The sequence below is a fragment of the Bacillus sp. BP-3 genome, assembly GCF_028401955.1.
In the GTDB taxonomy this organism is placed as follows: Bacteria; Bacillota; Bacilli; order Bacillales; family Bacillaceae_G; genus Bacillus_A.
In genome coordinates this window covers 1-24137 of sequence record NZ_JAQOTJ010000018.1, presented here as the reverse complement: position 1 = coordinate 24137, position 24137 = coordinate 1, and the positions used below count along the sequence as shown (strand labels likewise).

The 24137-nt window shown below is 37.7% G+C and carries 20 protein-coding genes, 5 tRNA genes and 1 pseudogene; 5 read left to right on the top strand and 21 right to left on the bottom strand.

Going from position 1 to position 24137, the window contains the following annotated elements; translation table 11 throughout:
• Nucleotides 1-165: 165 nt before the first annotated feature.
• From PLX19_RS21400 to scfB, 3 genes are all read left to right on the top strand, one after another.
• Nucleotides 166-1248: a TRAP transporter substrate-binding protein gene (locus PLX19_RS21400; RefSeq protein ID WP_272190898.1), complete on the top strand. Its 1083-nt coding sequence runs from the start codon at nucleotides 166-168 to the stop codon at nucleotides 1246-1248.
• A 364-nt stretch (nucleotides 1249-1612) separates the two neighbouring features.
• Nucleotides 1613-1762 carry a six-cysteine ranthipeptide SCIFF gene (scfA, locus tag PLX19_RS21395; protein WP_079999468.1) on the top strand — a complete coding sequence of 50 codons (150 nt, stop codon included), beginning with the start codon at nucleotides 1613-1615 and terminating at the stop codon, nucleotides 1760-1762.
• A gap of 114 nt (nucleotides 1763-1876) precedes the next feature.
• A complete protein-coding gene (gene scfB, locus PLX19_RS21390; RefSeq protein WP_272190894.1) occupies nucleotides 1877-3268 on the top strand; it encodes a thioether cross-link-forming SCIFF peptide maturase in 1392 nt (463 codons plus the stop codon).
• Between the two features lie 84 nt (nucleotides 3269-3352).
• Here scfB and PLX19_RS21385 read toward each other — a convergent pair whose 3' ends face one another.
• A complete protein-coding gene (locus PLX19_RS21385) occupies nucleotides 3353-3952 on the bottom strand; it encodes an undecaprenyl-diphosphatase (protein WP_272190892.1) in 600 nt (199 codons plus the stop codon).
• 350 nt (nucleotides 3953-4302) lie between these two features.
• Here PLX19_RS21385 and PLX19_RS21380 point away from each other — a divergent pair, with 350 nt between their 5' ends.
• Nucleotides 4303-4809: a mismatch-specific DNA-glycosylase gene (locus PLX19_RS21380; protein ID WP_272190890.1), complete on the top strand. Its 507-nt coding sequence runs from the start codon at nucleotides 4303-4305 to the stop codon at nucleotides 4807-4809.
• A gap of 53 nt (nucleotides 4810-4862) precedes the next feature.
• Here PLX19_RS21380 and PLX19_RS21375 read toward each other — a convergent pair whose 3' ends face one another.
• The 4 genes from PLX19_RS21375 to PLX19_RS21360 form a co-directional block, all read right to left on the bottom strand.
• Nucleotides 4863-5609 (bottom strand): putative protein N(5)-glutamine methyltransferase, encoded by a 747-nt coding sequence (locus tag PLX19_RS21375; protein WP_272190956.1) that lies wholly within the window; start codon nucleotides 5607-5609, stop codon nucleotides 4863-4865.
• A gap of 342 nt (nucleotides 5610-5951) precedes the next feature.
• Nucleotides 5952-6332 carry a VOC family protein gene (locus PLX19_RS21370; protein ID WP_272190888.1) on the bottom strand — a complete coding sequence of 127 codons (381 nt, stop codon included), beginning with the start codon at nucleotides 6330-6332 and terminating at the stop codon, nucleotides 5952-5954.
• A gap of 136 nt (nucleotides 6333-6468) precedes the next feature.
• Nucleotides 6469-7221, bottom strand: a complete 753-nt coding sequence (locus PLX19_RS21365) for a phosphotransferase family protein (RefSeq protein ID WP_272190886.1) — start codon at nucleotides 7219-7221, stop codon at nucleotides 6469-6471.
• A gap of 273 nt (nucleotides 7222-7494) precedes the next feature.
• Nucleotides 7495-9000, bottom strand: coding sequence for a malate:quinone oxidoreductase (locus PLX19_RS21360; protein WP_272190884.1), 1506 nt, complete (start codon nucleotides 8998-9000; stop codon nucleotides 7495-7497).
• A gap of 800 nt (nucleotides 9001-9800) precedes the next feature.
• On the opposite strand from PLX19_RS21360, the gene PLX19_RS21355 reads away from it, so the two are divergent.
• Nucleotides 9801-10790, top strand: a complete 990-nt coding sequence (locus tag PLX19_RS21355) for an NAD(P)-dependent alcohol dehydrogenase (protein ID WP_272190882.1) — start codon at nucleotides 9801-9803, stop codon at nucleotides 10788-10790.
• Nucleotides 10791-11108: 318 nt separating this feature from the next.
• Here PLX19_RS21355 and PLX19_RS21350 read toward each other — a convergent pair whose 3' ends face one another.
• The 16 genes and pseudogenes from PLX19_RS21350 to PLX19_RS21280 all read right to left on the bottom strand — a co-directional run bounded on the left by PLX19_RS21350 (nucleotide 11109) and on the right by PLX19_RS21280 (nucleotide 24049).
• Nucleotides 11109-11954: a DUF2785 domain-containing protein gene (locus PLX19_RS21350; RefSeq protein WP_272190880.1), complete on the bottom strand. Its 846-nt coding sequence runs from the start codon at nucleotides 11952-11954 to the stop codon at nucleotides 11109-11111.
• Nucleotides 11951-12157 carry a hypothetical protein gene (locus PLX19_RS21345; RefSeq protein WP_272190878.1) on the bottom strand — a complete coding sequence of 69 codons (207 nt, stop codon included), beginning with the start codon at nucleotides 12155-12157 and terminating at the stop codon, nucleotides 11951-11953. The genes PLX19_RS21350 and PLX19_RS21345 overlap by 4 nt, the downstream gene beginning before the upstream one ends.
• A gap of 93 nt (nucleotides 12158-12250) precedes the next feature.
• Nucleotides 12251-12358, bottom strand: a pseudogene (locus PLX19_RS26070) (heteromeric transposase endonuclease subunit TnsA); the annotation flags it as partial.
• Between the two features lie 97 nt (nucleotides 12359-12455).
• Nucleotides 12456-14471: a S9 family peptidase gene (locus PLX19_RS21340; protein ID WP_272190877.1), complete on the bottom strand. Its 2016-nt coding sequence runs from the start codon at nucleotides 14469-14471 to the stop codon at nucleotides 12456-12458.
• Nucleotides 14458-14934 (bottom strand): Tn7-like element transposition protein TnsE, encoded by a 477-nt coding sequence (locus PLX19_RS26285; RefSeq protein ID WP_442869080.1) that lies wholly within the window; start codon nucleotides 14932-14934, stop codon nucleotides 14458-14460. The genes PLX19_RS21340 and PLX19_RS26285 overlap by 14 nt, the downstream gene beginning before the upstream one ends.
• A 195-nt stretch (nucleotides 14935-15129) precedes the next feature.
• Nucleotides 15130-16932, bottom strand: a complete 1803-nt coding sequence (gene glmS, locus PLX19_RS21330; RefSeq protein ID WP_272190875.1) for a glutamine--fructose-6-phosphate transaminase (isomerizing) — start codon at nucleotides 16930-16932, stop codon at nucleotides 15130-15132.
• A gap of 482 nt (nucleotides 16933-17414) precedes the next feature.
• The gene (glmM, locus tag PLX19_RS21325; protein ID WP_272190873.1) at nucleotides 17415-18761 is read right to left on the bottom strand and encodes a phosphoglucosamine mutase; all 1347 of its coding nucleotides are present in this window, start codon (nucleotides 18759-18761) and stop codon (nucleotides 17415-17417) included.
• Nucleotides 18762-18763: 2 nt separating this feature from the next.
• A complete protein-coding gene (locus tag PLX19_RS21320; RefSeq protein WP_272190872.1) occupies nucleotides 18764-20077 on the bottom strand; it encodes a CdaR family protein in 1314 nt (437 codons plus the stop codon).
• Entirely contained in the window at nucleotides 20070-20894 is an 825-nt protein-coding gene (gene cdaA / locus PLX19_RS21315; protein WP_272190870.1) for a diadenylate cyclase CdaA, read from the bottom strand. Before cdaA ends, PLX19_RS21320 begins: the two co-directional genes overlap by 8 nt.
• A gap of 215 nt (nucleotides 20895-21109) precedes the next feature.
• Complete coding sequence (rocF, locus tag PLX19_RS21310; protein ID WP_272190868.1) at nucleotides 21110-22003, bottom strand: arginase; 894 nt, start codon at nucleotides 22001-22003, stop codon at nucleotides 21110-21112.
• A gap of 157 nt (nucleotides 22004-22160) precedes the next feature.
• A complete protein-coding gene (locus tag PLX19_RS21305) occupies nucleotides 22161-23312 on the bottom strand; it encodes a glycerate kinase (protein WP_272190866.1) in 1152 nt (383 codons plus the stop codon).
• 271 nt (nucleotides 23313-23583) lie between these two features.
• Nucleotides 23584-23656 (bottom strand) — tRNA-Ala (locus PLX19_RS21300).
• Between the two features lie 4 nt (nucleotides 23657-23660).
• Nucleotides 23661-23735: transfer RNA gene (locus PLX19_RS21295), tRNA-Gly, on the bottom strand.
• 5 nt (nucleotides 23736-23740) lie between these two features.
• Nucleotides 23741-23816 (bottom strand) — tRNA-Lys (locus PLX19_RS21290).
• 9 nt (nucleotides 23817-23825) lie between these two features.
• Nucleotides 23826-23900 (bottom strand) — tRNA-Gln (locus PLX19_RS21285).
• A 65-nt stretch (nucleotides 23901-23965) separates the two neighbouring features.
• Nucleotides 23966-24049: transfer RNA gene (locus PLX19_RS21280), tRNA-Tyr, on the bottom strand.
• Nucleotides 24050-24137 lie beyond the last annotated feature (88 nt).

The window sequence follows — 24137 nt, the reverse complement described above, 5'->3', positions numbered from 1 at the left end:
GTGAAACTTCCATCAGTGACGCATTTCTCACTGATGGTTAGTTGAACCAATCGGGCTTTTACGGACAGTTTTCCCCCACCTAACTTCCTTGCTTCTCTCTGAATCTTGAGGTGGGGGCTTACTGCCCGTTAATAGCGGGATAACTACTTCAAAAGGAGAACGACGATGAAAAAAGCAGCCACCTTTATACTCCTTTTCACCATTTTCGTTGCAAGCGCTTTATTTTTTTATTATCAGAGTCACCCTCCTCACAATGAACTCTCATATGACGATGACCAAGAAGGACTAAAAGACCAACTCGTCTTTAAGTTTAGTCATGTTGTTGCAGAAAACACACCAAAGGGACTTGCTGCCAACAAATTTGCGGAACTCGTGAATGAAAAATCAAATGGTAAAATAAAAATAGAGGTCTTCCCTAACGGCAGCTTATATTCTGATATAGAAGAATTTCGCGCTTTAAAATCCGGACAAGTACAATTTATTGCTCCTTCCACATCAAAACTTGGAACGTTCTCCCCTGAATGGGGTGTACTTGATTTACCATTTGCTTTTTCAAATTATGAAGCCTTGCAAGAAGGCTTAAACGGAAAAATTGGGGAACAGTTACTTCAATCCTTACAAAAAGATGGAATAAAAGGGCTTGCCCACTGGTCCAACGGCTTTAAGCAGCTCACTTCAAACAAAGGACCTATTTATACACCAAAAGATATACAAGGACAATCTTTTCGCATTATGCAAAGTAATGTCATCCAATCTCAATTCGATTTACTAAAGGTTAAGTCGCATCAAGATTCATTCAATTCTACATATCAATTAATTGAATCAGGAAAAGTTGACGGTGAAGAAAATACCATTTCAAATATCTACTCAAAAAAATTCTATAACGTTCAAAACTATTTGACAATTAGTAACCACGGATATTTAGGATACGTTGTCATGATGGATCAAAAAACTTGGAACGAGCAAACTCCCAAAACGAAGCAAATATTAACGGAAGCAATGGAAGAAACTACCGCTTGGAATAATCAACAAGCCGCTCAAATAAATAAAGAACAACTTGAACTTATTAAACAAAACTCATCGATTCAAATTTATGAACTAAACAATGAACAACGAAAAGATTGGGAAATAACACTATTACCTATATATAATAAACTTGCTCCTACGATTGGAGAAGATTTGGTAGAAGAGTTGAAGAAATTACAAAGGAAGTATCGAGCACAAGAACTACAATCACAAAAGCCATAAAATAAAAAAATCCGTCCATTCTTAATGATTATAAGACAAAAATTTTACTTACTCTTTTGGAAGGAAAAGAAACGTACCGTCATACAGATTTCCATTAATCTTTTCCCCACTGACTAGCTGATACCGCTTGAAGTGGGGATTCTTATTTGATTAACAAGTAAAACAATCAAGTGGAGTTTATGTACTATTAAGACACCACGAATGATTGACGTAAATCAAAGGTGTTGTTAAAATTATTACTGGAATTAATGTGAAAGTAATCACAAAGTTTAATTATCAATGTGAATAAATTCACAAAGTGTATTTTTAAATGTGAAATCATTCACAAATATTAACCTTATTTCTTAAAAAGGAGTTATACGTCATGAAAAGAATCGTAACACTTAGCACTCGTAAACTGACAGATACGGTAAAACACGGTGGATGTGGTGCATGCCAAACATCTTGCCAATCCGCTTGCAAAACGTCTTGCGGAGTTGCAAATCAAAAGTGTGAAAACACAATGAACAGATAGGAAACAAGACATGTACCGCCCAGCTGCTTCCCAGATGGGCGGCCATTTTTATCCCGTATTAACAGGTATAACGGAAGTTTCACTTTATAAATAAAAGGAGCTTGATTATCAAGTATGATTCATCAATATAAACTAAACGGCTACAACATCGTGCTCGATACCTATAGTGGATCGGTACATGTTGTCGACGATCTCGCCTATGAAATTATTGCGCTTTATGAAACTACTCCTGCGGAAGCAATCGTAACGATGATACTGGAAAAATACGCACATGATGCAGGCATCTCTGAGCAAGACATTCGAGAAACAATCGCAGATATTGAAGAGTTGAAAAATGATGGACAACTCTTTACTGAGGATGAATATAAGAATCTCTCAGTTGATTTAAGAAATCGCCAAACTTATGTAAAGGCCCTCTGTCTCAACGTCGCACATACATGCAACCTATCATGCGAATACTGCTTTGCCAGCCAAGGAAAATACAACGGAAACAGAGCAATCATGAGCTATGAGGTTGGCAAAGGAGCTATCGATTATCTATTGGAAAACTCCGGTCACCATCGAAACCTCGACGTCGACTTCTTCGGCGGAGAACCGCTTATGGCCTGGAAAGTTGTTAAACAAATTGTGACTTACGCAAGAAGCAAGGAAAAAGAGTACAAAAAGACTTTTCGCTTCACCTTCACAACAAATGGTATGCTCTTAAACGATGAGGTCACTGATTTCCTAAATAAGGAAATGTACAATGTCGTATTAAGTCTTGATGGCAGAAAAGAAGTCCACGATCACCTGCGTAAAACAGTAACTGGAAAGGGAAGCTACGATTATATCGTTCCGAAGTTCCAGGAATTCGTCGAAAAGCGTGGAGATCAAGAATACTATGTGCGTGGAACCTACACCCACAACAACGTTGACTTCACCAATGACATTTTTCATATCGCAGATCTTGGGTTCGACAAGCTCTCCATGGAACCGGTTATCTGTGATCCGCGGGAACCATATGCGCTCACCGAAAAGGACCTCCCAGAGATTTACAACCAGTACGAAATTCTAGCCAAGGAAATGCTAAAGCGTGAAGAAGAAGGTAATGGCTTCACCTTCTACCATTACATGCTCGATCTCTCTGAAGGCCCTTGCATCCAAAAGAGAATTTCAGGATGTGGCTCAGGAACTGAATATCTCGCTGTCACGCCATGGGGTGAGCTCTTCCCTTGTCATCAATTCGTTGGAGATCAAGAATACAGTATGGGAAACATCTGGGATGGAATCACAAAACAAGAGACGCAGTGCCAATTTAAAGAAAGCAACTGTTATTCTAAGCCGGAATGTCAGAACTGCTGGGCGAAGCTTTACTGCAGCGGCGGCTGCCCTGCCAATGCGCTGCACGCAACTGGCTCTATCAATGGAATCTACGATTTCAGTTGTGACATCTTCCGTAAGAGAGTCGAATGTTCCATGATGGTTAAAGTAGCTGAATCCATGAGAGCTATGGAAAAAGCTGAATAAGTACAAGGATATAATAAGAGGCTAAGAAATAAGTCAACGTTTGACTTATGCTCAGCCTCTTTAAAGATTTTTATACTTGTATACTCAAAAACCCTTTGATTTGTTTTTGGATGGTAAAACATGTTGCTCTATTTTTTCATATAGAGTAAGCAATTGTGTAATAAAAGAAAATCTCGGTACGAACCAATACGAAAATAACGCTGAAATACATCCTATTAAAGCTCCTATTACAACATCAAAAGGATAATGAACACCTACCCAAATACGAGAGATCGCTACACAACATGCAAGTATAAGCCATAACCAGCCCGTCTTTTTACGAACAAGCCATAACGAGGAACAAATTGAAAAAAAGAGAATCGTATGGTCACTAGGGAATGAATTATCTACAGCATGGTCGACAAGTTTATTAACATCCGGCAACACCGCAAACGGTTGATAATTGAAATAAAATTTCCCTGCTATTTTTCCAATCACCTCCGCAATTACAAAAGCAATCATCGCCTGAATAACCATCATCCTACCTTTTCTGGACCCGGTAAACCAATAAACGATAATAATTAAGCCTAAAATATATACCATATATTCCGCCAAAAATACCATGGCTGAGTTTAAGAACGAATATTGTTTACCTAAATCATTAATTGCTCGAAAAACATCAATATTGAATTGAGAAAAAGACATTTTCAAACCCCTCCTTTATCGTAAGGCGATAGACTGATTGCCATATACCTTCTTGTATGCCTCTCATTTTATTATCGGAAAAAAGGTTTAAATGGGACTTAACTACTTCTTAACTATTTCTTAACTAAGAAATAGAAAATGTAATTGCAAAAGCCCATTTCTTCACAGGAAATGAAAAAACACGAGGAAAATTACTTCTCCCTCGTGCGAAAACACCATTAAAATAACAACCAGAACATTATGCATTGTTTGAACTGCCCCTTATATTTTGATAGGAGGTGTGATCCAGAACTTGTGGTAAAATAAAAAAACTTGATACGGTTACATTCCATAAAGAAGGAGGGTTAATCTTGAACCCAATTCATGATCATGTTAAAGAAGATTTAAACATTTTATTCGTCGGCTTTAATCCAAGTATTCGCTCAAGTGAGGCAGGACATCACTTCGCCAATCCCAATAACCGCTTTTGGAAAATTCTCTATGAAGCAGGATTAACTCCCAAAAAATATGATGCTTCGGAAGATTATAAACTGTTGGATCTAGATATGGGTCTTACAAACATAGTAGCAAGACCAACTAAGGCAGCGGATGAAATTACAAAAGAAGAGTATAAAGAAGGAAAAGAGATTTTAAAACAAAAAATTATACGGTTAAAACCAAAAGTAGTCTGTTTTGTTGGGAAAGGTGTTTATCAGGAATATAGTGGACAAAAAGTAGCCCCCTGGGGACAGCAGTCTGAACCAGTCATATCTGGAACAATTGACTTTGTTGCGCCATCCTCAAGCGGATTAGTAAGAATGAAACTTGAAGAAATTGTAGGGATTTATAAGCAGCTTGCTAAATTAGTATATAAATAAAACATCGACGGGTAGGCAAGCCCATCCGATTTTTATTTAATCCTCCTACATTTTTATTGCACCTTCGTTCCGATGACCACGTTGGCATCCAACTCTTCAAAACTAGCCAACTGCGTTATCAACCCATTACGAGTGAATATCTCGACAGTATGCGGCGCCTGCCGCTCACTCGTCTCAACAAGCAGATACCCGCCAGGTGCCAGCCAAAGTGAGGCCTCAGCCGCCACACGCCTCTGTTCCGTTCTCCCGTCGAGCGCCACACGCGCCTCGTGTATGCGAGCCTCTGAGGGAAGCAGCCTGATTGCCTCGGTGGGTACATAAGGTGCGTTCGCAACTAGGACATCGACGCGGCCGCGCAGTGTGGCGGGCAATGGTTCATAGAGGTCACCTTCGTACACACGACCACCGGTTGCAGTGACGTTGCGCTTCGCGCAACGCACCGCAGCAGGGTCAATGTCGGAGGCGTATAACTCAATCCGTTCCTGCATTGCAGCTAGTACAGTGCCAAGCGCCCCTGAACCACAGCACAGGTCAACCACGACAGCTCCTGGCCGAGTGAGCGCGGCAGCCTGGCGGACGAGAAACTCTGTACGATAGCGAGGTACGAAGACTCCCGGGTCCATCGCTATCCGCAGACCACAAAACTCCGCCCATCCGGTGATGTGTTCGAGGGGCAAACCAGCTACTCGCCGGTTCACCATGGCGGCGAGCTCAGCCGGCGTCATGGCCGCAGAAATAAGCAACCGGGCCTCATTTTCGGCGAAAACACACCCAGCGGCCTGAAGCCTGTTAACGATCATTGTATAAATGGTGTCCCCATAAAAACCACCACATTCGGCTTTCTCAAGGTTCAAAGATGCTTTCCTTGAATCCATAACATTCCCCTCCTGCCCATCTTCACATTCTACTCGTTAGATTAGTGGCTTACATTGCCGTTCAGTTTAACCCTCTTTCCAGTCTAAAACTTTAGTTTCTATCTGAAAGTTGGAGCTAGAATTTTTCTTATTACGCTTTACAAAAAAACACACCAAAAGAGATGTCATCATAATCTCTCTTGGTGTGTTTTTAAATGACTTTATTATCACAAACATGAAAACACCTAAAATTCGTTTTGGTGTTTGTTTTACCTATAATTTGGGAATTTACTTTTTTTCCATTACTGCAAAATAATTATTTTCATGATCAGCAAAGTTAAATATTCTACCAGAAGGCATATTTACAATTTCTCCGACTGTAACATTTTTGTGTGATAAGTCACTATATAAATTATCGAAATTTTCCGAGAAGAACATTAAAGAAGGTGTTCCAAGATTTAATTCAGGCGACATTTTCGCAATAAATTCCTTATTATGGAGAATAATACTTGTTTCAGTTTCTTTAGTTGGAGCAATTTCAATCCATCTAAACCCTTGGCCGTTATCTTCCTCAGAAACTACACCGAACCCTACTTTTTCTGTCCAAAATTGCACTGCCTCATCTTGGTTATTTACATATAACATAATTTGACCGACTTTATTAATCATTTACTTTCCCCACTTTCTTCTATTTCAGTTAATATTGATTTTTTCATTTAACATTTCATTATACTTTGAGATTCATCATATAATCGCTTAATGATTATAACAAATATAAAGCCTAAACAATTTTTTCATCGTTCCCTTAATTACAATACTGATCCACTAACTTATTTAGACGTTCTATATTTTCTGAAGATACATTTTCTGATAATCTTGCCGCAGTAATAATAGGAGCCCATCCAAAAACTTCATCCCTAGATAAACCCGTATTTTTACAATATATACGTAAATACATTTCAGCTAATTCTACTGAAGACTGTGAATACAATAGATACGTTTGATATATATCTGCCCGAATGTCTCCCGAGCTAGAATCAACCCAATCAATAATATTCACGTTATCATTACTCATGATCAAATTAAATGGATGAAAATCTCCATGACATAGCCTAGGTTCAAATACCATTGAATCCAATTTTCTTAATAATTTATCCTTTTGTTTTTCATCTAAATGATGTACGGATTCAATCTGGCGATGTAGTTTTTTCACCATCGGTTCAAGTAAATTTGAATCAACAACAACAGCATGCATCTTTTGTTGCACATTGACGCAAACACTTATGTAATGCTCAGCTAGCTTCATATCACTCATTAAGAGATCACCTACTGTTTTCCCTTTCACATATTCCATTACAATTGCCTGTCTACCCTCTATTTTTGTAACTTCTAATACCTTTGGAACATGAAGCCCACATGAATAAGCGTATTCTTGTTTCTTTGTCTCGTATAAAGATTCTGTACTTGGAAAGTGTTTTTTAAACACTTTCACAATTTTATTATCACAAAGATATATCTTTGCGGTATTTCCTGTAGCTATTGGATCACCCAGGTTCAATTATTTTCTCCCCTTGAAATAATTTATAATACTGTCAAATTCGGTGTAATGATAGTGAAATCCTTCTGCCGCTAGATTGTACTTTTAGTTAATAAAAAAGAATCCATTTGATTAATCAAAATGGATTCTTTTTCAGCAAATTTAAGTTTCGATTTTATAAAAAGGTTTAATCATTTTCTTTTTACCATAAAAACACCCCTTTAGATAATCGTATCTAAAGGGGTAAGACATCGTGACTTTATTTCAAGTCCACAGCTTCTGTTACAAATATCTTTAAGAATTAACAACAGACCGTTCTTTTTCACTTAAACCAAGCGTCTGCGCTGTTGAAGTAGAAATTTTTTGGAAAAGCTCTGGGTTTTCCACTAGTGACACGCCATAAGAAGGAATCATTTCTTTTATTTTCGGTTCCCACTCTTTCATACGTTGTGGGAAGCATTTTTCTAATACCTCAAGCATAACATGAACGGCAGTAGAAGCACCCGGAGAAGCACCGAGTAATGCAGCTACCGAGCCATCAGCGGCACTAACAACTTCCGTACCAAATTGAAGTGTTCCTTTACCACTTGCAGTATCTTTGATCACTTGCACACGTTGGCCTGCTACCACTATACCCCAATCTTCGCTTTTTGCGTTTGGGATAAACTCGCGTAATTCTTCCATGCGTTTTTCATTCGATAACATAACTTGTTGGATCAAATATTTTGTCAATCCCATTTCTTTTACGCCTGCTGCCAACATTGTGAAGAGGTTATTCGGTTTTACAGAACTTATCAAATCAAAATTTGAACCAGTTTTTAAGAACTTTGGTGAGAAGCCGGCAAACGGTCCAAACAACAATGTTTTCTTGTTGTCGATATATCTTGTATCAAGATGCGGAACAGACATTGGTGGAGCACCAACCTTAGCTTTACCGTATACTTTTGCATGGTGCTGCGCTATAACTTCCGGATTGTTACATACCATAAATAACCCGCTTACCGGGAATCCTCCAATATGTTTTGACTCAGGAATACCAGTTTTTTGTAGTAAAGGCAGACTTCCGCCCCCACCGCCGATGAAAACAAATTTCGCAGTATGATATTCGATTTTACCGCTATCGATATCATGTACCTTCACTTCCCATGAACCATCGCTAGTACGTTTAATATCCTGAACACTATGCTTGTAGTTTATCTCGACGTTTTTACTCTGTAAGTGATTAAACAACATGCGTGTTAACGCACCAAAGTTAACATCCGTTCCAGAGTCGATTTTCGTTGCCGCCATCGGTTCATTCGATGTACGACCTTCCATAATAAGCGGAATCCATTCCTTCAGCTTTTCAGGATCATCAGAAAATTCCATCCCTTGAAACAGGGAATTATTTGAAAGCGCTTCAAAACGTCTTTTCAAAAATGTTACATTTTTTTCCCCTTGTACTAAACTCATATGAGGTATTGGCATGATAAAGTCCTGTGGATTACGAATCAGCTTGCTGTTTACAAGATAAGACCAAAACTGTCTTGAAAGCTGAAACTGTTCATTAATTTTTATAGCTTTGCTAATATCTACAGATCCGTCAGATTTTTCGGATGTATAGTTAAGCTCACACAGCGCAGCATGGCCCGTACCCGCATTATTCCATTCGTTAGAGCTTTCTTCTCCCGCGCTTGCGAGTTTCTCAAACACTTTGATTTCCCATTCAGGTACTAATTCTTTCAGTAATGAGCCTAAAGTCGCACTCATAACTCCGGCACCAATTAAGATAACGTCTGTTTTCTTCTGCATTTTGCTCATGATAACCTTCCTCATCCCCTATATTTACAAAAAAGGGTTGGCGCTCCTGCTTAGATGTCACAAAAAGCAATGCGCCACCTAGACCCCACCTAGGAACACACCTTTTCTGTCTCAATTATAACCGTTCATATTCTATTATAATTATTTACAAGGTAAAATATCTACTGTTATCTGATAATTATAAACTATTTAAAGCTGTTTAAAAAGAAAGAATTTCATCTAAAAGGCCCTAACTCAGCTTCTTGCAAGGGTTAAGACTTTAGTTTACCGTTACTTGCGGTATGGTTCTCAGCAGTTAATAGTTTGGAGTAAAGTCTGATTCTTCTCTGCCTATGTTATGTGACGTATAATTTTATGAAAAGTCCTAGGACAGATAAACGTGCCCTAGAGATTTTGATTGATAGGACGTTTTTTACTATAACGGAAATATCGGTTTCAATATAAATTTTGCTAGAAAGCCTCTCTTCTACTTTTCCATTTGTAGCACTTTTGGCAGTTCAGCATTCATTAATAATTCGGGGAATTTCCCTTCGATTATCGCCATCCTTTTAATGAACAATTAGACACCTTAATTTTACTATATTCCTTTATACTCAAATTGAACATACAATTTGATGAAATTAGGACAAACTTTATACTGTCTCATAAAGTGTGCTTTTTAACATCCACTTGGATGGTGCAAGATACTAGAAAAAAGGGCTGGATAGGTTAAGAATAGTTTTTGAAGAGCGAAACTATCGTTCTATTTATTCGTGTTCGCAGATATGAATGAATAGAACGAACTTGGAGGAGGAGGATTAATGAAGGCAATTGTGTATACAAAATACGGTCCACCCGACGTTCTTCAGTTGAAAGAGATTAAAAAACCTACTCCTAAGGACAATGAAATACTGGTGAAAGTAAAAGCGACAACCGTAACAGTAGCAGATATTCGATTAAGGAGTTTTACAGTTCCTCTCTCTGTTTGGCTGCCTGCTCGAATAGCATTGGGTTTTAGACAACCCAAAAAAGAGATATTGGGGATGGAGTTAGCTGGAGAAGTTGAGTCAGCAGGGAAAGATGTCAAGCGATTTAAGGAAGGTGATCAAGTTTTTGCAGCTTCCCTAGTTGGTTTTGGTGCCTATGCCGAATATAAGTGTCTACCTGAAAATGGATCAGTATCTATTAAACCCAACAATTTATCCTTTGAGGAAGCCGCTGCCATTCCAATCGGGGCACGAACTGCATTATTTTATCTTAGAAAAGCTAATATTAGGAGTGGTCAAAAGGTTCTTGTTTATGGTGCTTCAGGAAGTGTAGGAAGTTATGCAGTACAGATTGCTAAGTATTTTGGGGCAGAAGTTACAGGGGTATGCAGTACCACAAATTTAGAATTGGTAAAATCCCTGGGGGCCGATCAAGTAATTGATTACACTAGAGAAGATTTTTCAAGCAAAGGCAAGACTTATGATGTTATCTTTGAAGCTGTAAACAAGAGTTCGTTTTCAGCTTGTATGAAATCGCTAAATAGGGATGGAACCTATATAAATGTCACCGTACCATTACCAAGTGTTCGAATGCTATGGACTAAATTGACAAGCAACAAGAAAATAATTTTGAGTCAAAATTCACCTAAAAATTCCGAAGCACTAAACTTCCTCAAAGAACTTGTTGAGGCTGGAAAATTAAAAGTGGTTATTGACAGATACTATGCGTTTGAAGAGATCGTTGAAGCTCATAGATATGTCGAGAAAGGACACAAGAAGGGAAATGTCGTCATAACTGTGGAACATGACAATAACCGCCAATAAATAAAGTACTATTAGATTAGAGCAGAGGGAATTCATTTATCCCGCATTAACGGGCAGTAAAAGCTTTCACTTTATAGGTTAGCAAACCACGGAAGCAAAATAAAGGTTTTGGTCAACCTTTTATAAAGCAGTCACAGTAGTAATTTTGTGACTGCCATTTTTAACTAAATGAAAATTGAAACACACTCTAACAATATTAATCTTTTAAAAAGAGTAAAAAATTGGTTATTTACTTTTTGTTTTTCTTAACATAAAAAGAGGCAATCCCTCAGCCAATTTCCCATGGTTTTTGGGACATCTCCTCTAATCTCTAATCCTTTAACTGATAGAAAACCTGTTCAATTTTGCCTCAGTACCAAGCATGACAGTGTTAAGCTCATCCCCCCGGCTATCTTGTCCCCTTCTGAAATAGAGACTGCGTAAAAAATTCTTGCTGTTCACGCGAGCAATCACCTGACTGCGACTTCTCGGCAAATTGCAGCATTGCGCTAAGCCGCTAATCCAATCAGCGATTTCTTGATGTGGAAGTAACTCTTTGTCAATCATCGTATCCACGATGTTGACTAACCGCTCATCATCCTCATCGCTAAAAATGTGTCTACCATTATGAAGCATGCCAGAAATAGCGACAAGAACCTCACGCAGCATTGCGACGCTGCTCTCCTCGCACTGCACCAGCTCGACAAAAACATCCGCACCGTGAGACACGCTGTGAGCCCAGCCCCCTACTGAAAGGTAACCTCGCAGATCCTTCTCCTCTTTATAATAACGGAGCATTGCATGCATTAATTGCTCGATTTCCGCTTGATTGAAAAATGGATTCTGTCTGTGACGTTGCACAATTAAAACGATAGGCAAGGCAGAGAACGTCCTTGTAAAAACTGACTGATCATCCTCGCTGCCAATATTATAGAACAAATGGTTCTCATCAGTCAGAACAGTTAAGAGGCTACGCAACTCCTCTTCACTGAACCTATCCTCTTCCTTAATCCACATATAAAACATCGGATAAATCAGGTTATCCCGTAATTCTGGCTGAGGATCGCCAATATATTGAAGTAACAAAGGTAAGAAATCTTGATGCTGCTCACCTTCACGTAACTGATACTCATCCTTCTCAATTCTTTGCAAATCCAGCATCAATTTGGTCCTTGTATCGCTCATTTTCCCATCCCTCTCATCATTCGTTCTATTTGGTCGATTGTTTTTTCTAATACTCTTAAACCTACGTTGTTATATTTTAAAATTTTTTGTAATCTTATTTTTACTCCCGATTCATGAGCTGTAATTAACTTTTGACTCTGCTTTAAGTCATCAATAAGAATAATTTCCAACAATATCCAAAGTGGAATCATATAAATTATCATAGTGTAATAGTTCAATTGCTTTATCTCTTTTCATTTCAAGCCTTACTGCATATGTAGTTTCTCTATTTTTTTGAAATCTGTTCTGCGGCCAGCAATGACATCATCGGAATACTCAGTTAAATAAAAATAATTGTGTTCTAAATCCGACAGAAATTCATGCTGTCTGTTTGTTTTTATTCCTTTTAAACGAGTCGAACAACCCTTTAGATAATCATAGAGCTACAATCACAGGCTAAATAAGAAAAAGGGTTTCCTTATTTATTCTGTTTCATCCTTATGTATCCTGTGAGGATATCCATTATAAAACCCTAAAATCTTTCATACTTTCTCCAAGAATATAGTGTGAAAACCACATCAAATTCTGCTTCATAATAGCTACATTAATTCCTGGCTGGTCAGAACTATATGCCATTCCTTTAAATATAATTAATTCTGTATCAACTGCCATATCCCTTAATCCTTGATATAGATCATATGCATTTGGAGTTGGAATTCTTGCATCCTTTTCGCCATGTTGGATTAAAGTGGGGGTACAGGCTGATTTAATATATGTCATTGGTGATGTTTTAGTATATATCTCTGGATCATTCCATGGATTATTTCCTAAATACATCCTAATAAAGTAAGGTATATCTGTATTTACATAATGGGTACTCCAATTCGTAATTCCACCTCCAACTGAAATAGCTTTAAATCTACTACTAAACGTAGAACAGAAAGCTGATATATATCCCCCGTTGCTCCATCCCATAAGCCCTACTCTATCTTTATCTGCTATCCCTTTGTCAACTAGTTTATCCACTCCAGATATAACATCATCGTAGTCAGCAATTCCCAGTTTTCTATAGTTTGCTTTTAAGAATTCATTACCATAACCAGAACTTCCCCTGTAGTTTGGTTCTAAAACTATAAAGCCTTTTTCGATAAACTGTTCAATAGGATATTTCTCATTAAAACAGTCTGAAAATATCGGAAAGGATGCCCAAGCCGGACCACTATGGATTACCACTAATAAGGGATATTGTTTATTTGTGTCAAACTCTACTGGGGTTGATAAAACACCCTCTATTTCAAGACCATCACTACTTTGCCATGAGATTATTTCCCTGTTACTTTTAAGCTTTCCTTTGAAAAAGCTATTTTCATTCGTTATTTTTTTATCATCTAAATAAATTTCAAAGGTTTCATTTGTTATAGCCTTATTATAGGATATATGATTTCCATCCCTTGTTATAGAAGCGTCCATTATAAAGCTATCTACTTTTTCGCTTAACATTTCCACAGTGCCATCCTCAGATAGCAACCCAATAAGATAATTAGTTTTATTCTGCCATCTAATTAAAATTCCTTTAGCTGTCCACTGTAATGGAATAACCGTACTATCAAAATCTGTTAAAGGTTGAATTAGCTCTCCATTATTAATATCATATATCTCTAATGTACTGTCTTGTATATGAGTCTTATAGTAATCCTTCTCCCTTATGCTTGCTGAGTAACATATTTTGTTGCCTTCAGGAGAAAAGCAAATGCTCCCTCCCAACAACCTATCTATATTCATCTTTTGTAGCTCTCTATTTTTAATATCTAGTATGTATAGATCTCCATTCATATAATCTCCCATATTTGAGCTTGGTGTAGCCATAAATACAACCTTTTTCCCATCATTTGAAATATCAAATTCATGGATATGAAAATCTTTCCCATCAGTTAGTTGATAAATAACGCTATTTTCGTTTTCATTTTTAAAATTATTACAATTATCGGAATTTTCTAGAGGGTCGTATTTATTATTTTGTATTACTTTTTCTAGTTCAGTGTAATATAAACAATGATTCTGGTATTCCTTACCTATATGGTGGAAATCCCCATATAGTTCCTTACGCTTCTTTATCACCTCAGATTCTTTTGAATGTGCAACATAATAAAAACCCTTGCCAGTAGGCTCCCATTTAAATTTACTGACCCCCTCTTTCTCATCAGTAATTTGAACCCCCCTATAACCATCTATTGACTTAACAAAGATCTGATTCTTCTTATTATCCCCGTCACCAACTGAACCAAGGTATGCGATATTCCTAGAATCTGGAGACCATAATGGGTATGTACTATCTATATTCCTAGTTGTTAATGGGTAACTCTGCCCCTTATCTTTTTCATATATCCATACATGATTCCTATATTTATTGTCTTTCCAGTTAGCTGTCTTCTTGACAAATGCTACGTTTTTGCCATCATCACTTATGTTTGTACCTGATAAGCTTGGTAATGAAATAATCTCTTCTATACTTAGATATGTTTTTTCATTCATTTTCATTAATCCCCCTCCTCGTAATGTCTAGGTTCAATAAAACCTCTGCCCTATGCTGAAACCCTTTAGAACTTTGTTTAGTTTTCACCACTGTAATACCTTGACCTTCAATGCTTTTCAATGACTTACTTGTCCAAGTTCCACTATCATTCACAAGATTTATAAGCAGTTGATCATAAATAGTTTTCCATTTACGAATTTCAAACGATGATAATATTAACATCGACAAAGAGCGTTTTTCCCGTTCAATTTCAAACTTCTCTAACATGCGTTCTTCTAATAGCTTATCTTTCATTTTGATAGTATGAATGACTTCAAATACACTTTGTCCTTTATAAACTATTAATAAAAAGTCCGTTATCATAACAATTGGATCGCCTGTTTTTGGATCAGCTGGGTGTTTAACCCCAAGCTCTTCAACAATGAAAATCGCCTCTTCTTGTGGTAATAAAAGAAATTGTTCATGAATATCTGAAATAACATCTGAAAATTCAGATAAATAAAAGTAGTTCCGTTCCTCTCCCCTCTTTAATTCACTTATCGATTTTAGATGTTCTTTTTCTTTTCAACACAAAAATCCCCCTTTAGATAATCATATCTAAAAGGGGGAAAACTGTGCAACTTTATTTCAAATCAACAATTTTATTCCAAATCTATAAACCTCTTACTCAACAGTCACCGACTTAGCCAAGTTACGTGGTTTATCAACGTCACACTCACGGTGAAGCGCTGCATAGTATGAGATCAACTGTAATGGAATGATTACCGCAAGCGGTGCTAGTGCTTCGTGTACAGCTGGTACGATGAAGCGGTCGCCTTCCATTTCTAAGCCTTTCATTGCGATGATGCAAGGATTTGCTCCGCGTGCCGCTACTTCTTTTACATTACCGCGAATACCAAGGTTTACGTGTTCTTGCGTAGCAAGCGCAATAACTGGTGTACCTTGTTCAATTAACGCAATTGTACCGTGTTTTAACTCTCCTCCAGCAAAGCCTTCCGCTTGGATGTAAGAGATTTCTTTTAGCTTTAATGCGCCTTCTAAACCAACGTAGAAGTCAACGCTGCGGCCAATGAAGAAACAGTTACGTGTTGTTGCTAAGTATTCTTTTGCAATTGCATCCATTTCATCTTTTTGGTCGCAAAGTACTTCCATTGCGTTTGCAACAAGACCTAGTTCTTTGATTAAATCAAAGCCAAGTGCTAAACCTTTTGCTTTTGCAATGTCAGCTGCTAAGATTGCAAGTACTGCAAGCTGTGCTGTATATGCTTTTGTAGAAGCTACAGCGATTTCCGGACCAGCATGTAATGGCAATGTATAATTCGTTTCACGAGACAATGTAGAACCCGGTACGTTTGTAATCGTTAATGCTTTATGCCCCATTTCATTTGTTTGCACAAGTACTGCGCGGCTATCTGCAGTTTCACCACTTTGTGAAATGTAAATGAAGAATGGTTTTTCTGTTAATAATGGCATATTGTAAGAGAATTCACTTGCTACATGTACTTCTACTGGTACTTTTGCAAAACGTTCCATGAATTGTTTTCCAACAAGGCCTGCATGATAACTTGTTCCACACGCAATGATATACACACGATCGCTTTCTAAAATTGCATTGCGAATTTCTGCATCAAGTTTGATTTCGCCGTCTTCATTTTGATACTTTTGAATAATATTACGAATGACAAGTGGTTGCTCATCAATTTCTTTTAGCATGAAATGAGGATATGTTCCTTTTTCAATGTCACTTGCATCTAATTCTGCTGTAAATGGTGCACGATCAATCGTTTCACCTTGTAAATTTTGGATTGTAATCTTTTCTTTTGTTACAAGAACCATTTCTTTATCCATTAGTTCGATAAATTGATCTGTAACTTGTAGCATTGCCATTGCATCACTTGCAACAACATTAAAGTTATCTCCAGTACCCACTAATAGCGGGCTTTTATTTTTAGCAACATAAATCATGTCTGGGTTTTCTGCATCAAGTAATGCTAATGCATATGAACCGTGTAATAGTGTTAATGTTTTACGGAATGCTTCTTCTACCGTCAAACCTGTTTTCACTTGTTTTTCTACAAGCTGAACGATTACTTCTGTATCTGTTTCACTTACAAAGTTTACATCTTGAAGATATTCATTCTTTAATAACTCGTAGTTTTCAATTACACCGTTATGCACAAGGGTAAAGCGCTCTGTAGTGCTTCTGTGCGGATGTGCGTTCACCTGACTTGGAACACCATGAGTTGCCCAACGTGTATGACCGATTCCCACATTAGCTGCTACATTTTCATCTACGATTTCGCGAAGTTTTGCAATGCGGCCCTTTTCTTTAAATACAACAACACCGTTCGCTGCTTGCACTGCAATACCAGCTGAATCATATCCGCGGTATTCTAGCTTCTCTAACCCTTTTAATAAAATTTCCTTTGCATCTTGTTCCCCAATAAATCCTACGATTCCACACATAATTAGTCGCCGTTACAATATGCTTATGATCTTTCATAAACACATAACGACATAGCCCGATCTTATCTTTGCATACAAAAAAACGGATTTACATATCGCTAGCTTTGTAAGCTTGTAACGGCTTTCACCTTCCTCTCATTTTGGTTTCAGCCTGTATACTTCATACAGCTAGTGCATCCATTCTTTTTCTCTCATCACACTTTTACCTTTGTCTATTGAGTCACCTCAATGCTTTAAGTAAAAACTTTCGGTTGTGATGAACAACCGGGAGCCATCCGCCGAAATCTCGATAAACTCCTCCTCGTCAACTACATCACAGGTAGTTCTGGCGCTTCTTACTTCAATCTATTTTGCTGAGAAAAAGAACAAAATTATCTTATAACAAATGGAATAAATCGTCAATGAAATTTTTCCATTGTAGATAACAAGTATATGTAAAAGGAGCACAAAATGTGCTCCTTTTTTGTAACAACATTCGGCTATTATTCAGCTCCAACTTCTGCTTTTACAACCTCTACAATACGACTTACGTATTGATCACAAAGATCTTGTGTTGGTGCCTCTGCCATAACACGAATTAATGGCTCTGTACCAGAAGGACGAACGAGAATACGACCATCTCCGTCCATCTCTTCTTCTACAACACGAATGATTTCTTTAATTTTTTCATTTTCTAATGCTTGTTTTTTATCTGTTACGCGAACATTCACAAGTAATTGAGGGAACTTTTTCATTTCATTTGCAAGCTCAGATAATGATTTTTTCGTCATTTTCATAATGTTTACAAGTTGAAGTGCACTTAACATACCATCCCCAGTTGTAATGTAATCCAAGAAAATAATATGACCAGATTGTTCTCCACCAAGGTTATAGCCGCCACGCTTCATTTCTTCCATTACGTAACGGTCACCAACAGCTGTTTGATTACTTGTAATACCATTAGCTTCTACCGCTTTATAAAAACCTAAATTACTCATAACTGTTGAAACAACTGTATTATGTTTTAATTTCCCTGATTCGCTCATATATTTCGCACAAATATACATAATTTGATCGCCATCTACAACATTTCCTTTTTCATCAACAGCAATTAAACGGTCACCATCTCCGTCAAACGCTAGACCAATATCAGCACCTTTTTCTTTCACAAACGCTGCTAATACCTCTGGATGTGTAGAACCTACCCCATCGTTAATATTCATGCCGTTTGGCGATGTTCCCATTGTTGAAATGTCAGCTTCTAAATCAGCAAACAAATACGGCGCTAGAGAGGATGTTGCACCGTGCGCACAATCTAACGCAATATGTAAGCCAGAGAAATCTTCATCTACAGTTTGTTTAATGTATTGTAAGTATTTTTGCCCGCCTTCAAAATAGTCATTTACTTGTCCTAAAGCTGTACCGACAGGACGTGGAAGTTCATCTACTTCTTTATCTAATAGCGCTTCAATTTCTTCCTCTTGCTCGTCTGTTAATTTAAAACCGTCTGGACCAAAAAACTTAATTCCATTATCTTGTACAGGGTTATGAGATGCAGAAATCATCACACCAGCTTGTGCATCTAATACTTTCGTTAAATAAGCAACCCCAGGAGTAGAAATAACACCAAGGCGCATTACTTCTGCCCCAATTGATAATAGTCCAGCTACTAAAGCACCTTCTAACATATGTCCAGACACACGTGTATCACGGCCAATAATAACTTTTGGACGCTCTGTATCTTTAGTTAATACATAGCCACCAAATCGACCAATCTTAAATGCTAATTCAGGCGTTAATTCCTCATTCGCAACGCCTCGTACGCCGTCAGTACCAAAATATTTTCCCATTGCTATTCGCTCCTTTTTTCTTGCTCATTTCCTTTATTCGTTGGCTGCTCTGGCTGCCCTTGTACTTCATGCCCGGTATCTTGCTTCTTTGCAAGCTCTACTTTCGCATTTTTTTGTTTTAATTCTAATGTGACATTATTGGGACCACTAATTTGAATTGGAACGTCATGTGTTCCTGCACTCATATTTCCTACATTAATCGATGCTTTAATCTGATCCGCGCTTATCTTCTCTATAATACTTGCATCCCCAGAAACATCAACACTAATTTTTCCATTTTGTGGATCAGAAAATTTCATTGTTAATAAATCTGATAACCCATTCACCTGCAAAGGAATGTCAGTTATTGTTTTTCGCTGTTGCTTTCGTACTTCAACTGTCACTTTTACTTGGCTAGGGTCCGCCTTTGTGACACCTTTAGGCAAAGAAACAGAGGCATCGAAGGTAGTTGACTCTGTAATTTTACTTAAGTCGACTTCGATGCCCTCAAGAGATGTAATATTATCAAGTACGTCTTTCGAACCATATATCTCTATTTCACTCGGTTCAACTTTTATACTCGTTACAGTTATACCTTCTTGTAAACTTCCCTTTTTCGTGACGTCTAGGGAAACCGTTTTTTCAGGTGATGAAACTGGTACAGTGACATTGACAGTAGAAGAATCTGTTTTCAAATCTAACTGATTCCCATCTTTATCATACAATACAATTTGTGCTTCTTTTGTCACTGTTTTGTTAATACCTTTCAAATCAACATATGCCCGCACAAGAGCAATTTGTGAAAGTTGCTCTGTTGTACCGGCTACTTCTACAGTGCCCGGTTTAACAATCGGTTTATCTATAACTGTTCCTTTTTGCACTTGATTCTCATTTAAATATTTCACTTCTACAGGAAAAGATTTTACTTCTTTCTTTTTAATAGTAACTTGTATTTTCGCTGGCTGAACTTTTAAATGTAAATTATTTGGAACTCCGCTATATTTTAAAGGGACCTCATATGTTCCCGGTGTATAACCACGCAAATTAACAAATACCTCAAACTGCCTTTTCACTTTAGCAGCAGCCACAACGTTATTTTGCCCTTCAAGCGTGACGCTTACTTTTTCAGGAATTCCGCTTACAATATACTTATCCTCATCATAATATGCAGATACCGGGACTCCAGATATTGTTTCTGTTGTATCTCCTACAGGAAAAGGCGATGGATTAAAATTATCTGATACATTTTTATCTATGTTCGTTGACATATAGAGCATAATTGCTAATAATAATGCAATCCCTCTTAAAAACCAATGATTATCCATTAATTTATCCATGACGTTTTCTCCTCCAATTCCATAAAGACGAAGAAGACTGTTTTACGTTTCCGCCTAACTCTTTCATAAGCAGCTCTTTTAATTGTTCACTTTTCAAATCACGATGTAACTCACCGTTTTTTGTTAAAGAAATGTGTCCCGTTTCTTCTGATACAACAACTGTTAAGCTATCTGTTACTTCACTTACACCCATTGCCGCACGATGACGTGTTCCCAATTCTTTAGAAATGAACGGGCTTTCTGATAATGGTAAATAACAAGCAGCTGCTCTAATAATATTTCCTTGCATAATTACTGCCCCGTCATGCAGCGGGGTATTTGGTATAAAAATATTAATTAATAACTCTGATGAAATATTTGCATTTAGTGGGATTCCTGTTTCAACATAATCCCCCATCCCAGTTTCTCTCGCCATTGTAATAAGTGCACCAATACGACGTTTTCCCATATATTCTGTTGCCTTTACAACAGCATTTACAACCGACTCATGTTCATTTTCCTCTTGATTGCCTCCTCGTGAAAATAAACTTCCCCGTCCAAGCTGCTCAAGAGCACGTCTTAACTCTGGTTGGAAAATGATAATAATCGCTAAAAATCCCCAAGTTAACGCCTGATCCATAAGCCATTGCAGCGTATGCAACTCAAAGAAATTACTTAAAATACGAACAATAATGATTACTGTAATTCCTTTTAAAAGCTGGACAGCTTTTGTACCACGTATTACAAGAATCAATTTATATATAACAAACCATACAAGGGTGATATCTATTATAGTGCTGAGATATTTAAAAATAACATTTATATCTCCAAAAGGCATTCTGACCCTTCCTCCATCTATATGTAATTTACAACAACAAATTAATTATAACATACATTATACGAACCACAATTTCAAACCACATTTCTAAACCTGACATGCTATTATTAGATGTCAGACTTTAAGAAATGATTATAAAATATAATGTACCGCTGTATCTTTATTTCAAAGTAAAAAAAAGCAGCTTTTCAGCTACTCTCTTCTCTTTTTTAAAATTATTTTAACTTTTCACCAAATAAAGAGCCCATTAACGCTACAGCTGCAATTGCAGTTTTATTTTTTTCATCTAAAATTGGATTCACTTCCACAAATTCGGCAGATGTAATCATACCAGACTCCGCTAACATTTCCATTGCTAAATGACTTTCACGATATGATAAACCACCAGCAACCGGTGTACCTACGCCAGGTGCATCATGTGGATCAAGACCATCTAAATCTAAAGATAAATGTACACCATCTGTATGTGATAAGTATGCCATTGTTTCTTCCATAACCGCTGTCATTCCCATGCGATCAATTTCATGCATAGTGAAAACTTTAATACCTTCTTTTCGAATAAACTCTTTCTCTCCATCGTCTAAAGAACGAGCACCGATAATAACTACATTTTCTTTTTTCACTTTCGGATACTCACCGTATAAATTAACAAGTGATGAATGACCATGTCCTAAACTTGCAGCTAATGACATACCATGAATGTTCCCAGATGGAGATGTTTCCTCTGTATTTAAGTCTCCATGTGCATCGTACCAAATAACACCAAGATTTTTATAATGCTTTGCAATACCAGCAAGCGTTCCAATCGCAATGCTATGATCGCCACCTAATACAAGTGGGAAGCTTTTCTTTTCAATAATGCTATCAACTTTACTTGCTAGCTCATGACATACTTTTACAACTTGCTCAAGGTTTCGTAATTTTTCATTTTCATTTATTTGAACTTCTCTTTCAATACATATATCCCCTAAGTCTTCTACGTTATATCCTATATTTTCAATTCTTTCAACAACTCCAGCATAACGAATCGCGCTCGCCCCCATATCAACACCGCGGCGCATTTGTCCTAAGTCCATCGGTACTCCCACAATTGAAATTTCTTTCTTCATAGATGATTCCCCCTTTTATGCTTTCACTAAATATTTTAAATCTTTTATATTATCTGACTCAACTCGACATTTTTTTGTATTTATATACACTTAATACAATATAAAGAAGCCATAAAGTGAGAATTTCCCGCTAAAATATGCATAAAAAAATCGTCCCTTACGAGTAGGGACGATTTTTTAATCCTAGTTTCCATATAGCCGCAATATTTCGTGCTGTAGTATAAATATTTTCTTTTCCCATTTCATACGCTTCTTCTAATGTCATTGCTCCTGAAACGATACTAAATACAGCATCAATGCCCTCTTCATAAATCGGAGTATGATTTGGGTGAACAGCTCCGGCAATTGCAATAACAGGAAGATTATGTTCTTTAGCTCGTTTTGCTACTCCTATAGGCGCTTTTCCATAGACTGTCTGTTCATCAATTCTTCCTTCTCCTGTAATCACTAAATCTGCATTTTGCAAATGAACATTAAAATTCGTGTAATCAAGTACAATATCAATACCTTTTCTAAGTGTACCATGGAAAAAGGCAACAATAGCTGCTCCAAGTCCGCCTGCAGCACCTGCTCCTGGGACAAATTCGATATCAACATGAAGAGTTTGTTTAATTAACCTAGCATAATACTTTAAATTGCAATCTAACCGCTCTATCATCTCGTCTGTGGCTCCTTTTTGTCTTCCAAATATAAAAGATGCCCCTGTCACCCCTGTTAAAGGATTCGTGACGTCACAAGCTGCTTCAATTTCAACCTGCGCTAAACGAGGGTCTAACTGTGATATATCAAAATAAGTAATACAATCTAAGTTTCCTCCATTTGGCTCTATAACGCAATTACTGCTATCAAAAAAACGTACACCTAACGCGGATAACATTCCTGCTCCTCCATCGTTTGTAGCACTTCCTCCAAGTCCTAAAATGATACGATGGACGCCTTGTTCTAATGCGTGTAAAATGAGTTCTCCCGTCCCTCTTGTTGTCGTTAAAAACGGATTCCTCTTCTCAAGTGGAACATGATGTAAACCAGACGCAGCTGCCATTTCAATAAAAGCCGTCTGTTGATCTGCAGAAAGGCCGTAAAACCCTTCTACTACGTTTCCTAATGGACCTGTCACAGGAAGATTCACGATTTTCCCTTGCGTTGCATCAACAAGTGCTTGTACTGTTCCTTCTCCACCATCTGCAATAGGAATTTTTATATACTCTGCTTTTGGGTATATAGAGCGAAATCCTTTTTCTACTGCTTCACATACTTCTAAAGCTGTTAAACTTTCTTTATATGAATCGGATGCAATAATAATCTTCACATGAAACAACTCCCTCCAACTTTAATATTAAAGTTGGAGTCATCAAAAATATATAAATTAAAACTAAAAAACTTTTCTTTTTTAGGGAGGCGAGAGCATCTGGCCATGCCTAGAAGCGGTCAGGACCCTTTTCTACCCCACACAAGGTTTAAAACAAAAGGAGAAAGCAAGTAGCTGTTATATTGTATTCTGCATCGAAGCATCAAAATTGAATTTATATAAACAAAAAAGCTTGAAGTCTATTATTCGACTTCAAGCTTTTTTAACTGTATGGAGCCTAGCGGGATCGAACCGCTGACCTCCTGCGTGCAAGGCAGGCGCTCTCCCAGCTGAGCTAAGGCCCCAGGTTGGAGCGGAAGACGGGATTCGAACCCGCGACCCCAACCTTGGCAAGGTTGTATTCTACCACTGAACTACTTCCGCAAAAATGGTGAGCCATGAAGGACTCGAACCTTCGACCCTCTGATTAAAAGTCAGATGCTCTACCAACTGAGCTAATGGCTCTTACTTAAATGGCTGGGCTAGCTGGATTCGAACCAGCGCATGACGGAGTCAAAGTCCGTTGCCTTACCGCTTGGCTATAGCCCATTAATACTTACTAGTATAATCGTCTCACCAAAAAAATAAACCTTTATAAGGTTGTTTTTTTAAAATGGTGGAGGGGGGCAGATTCGAACTGCCGAACCCGAAGGAGCGGATTTACAGTCCGCCGCGTTTAGCCACTTCGCTACCCCTCCGACATGAAAACTTATATGGTGGAGGATGACGGGATCGAACCGCCGACCCCCTGCTTGTAAGGCAGGTGCTCTCCCAGCTGAGCTAATC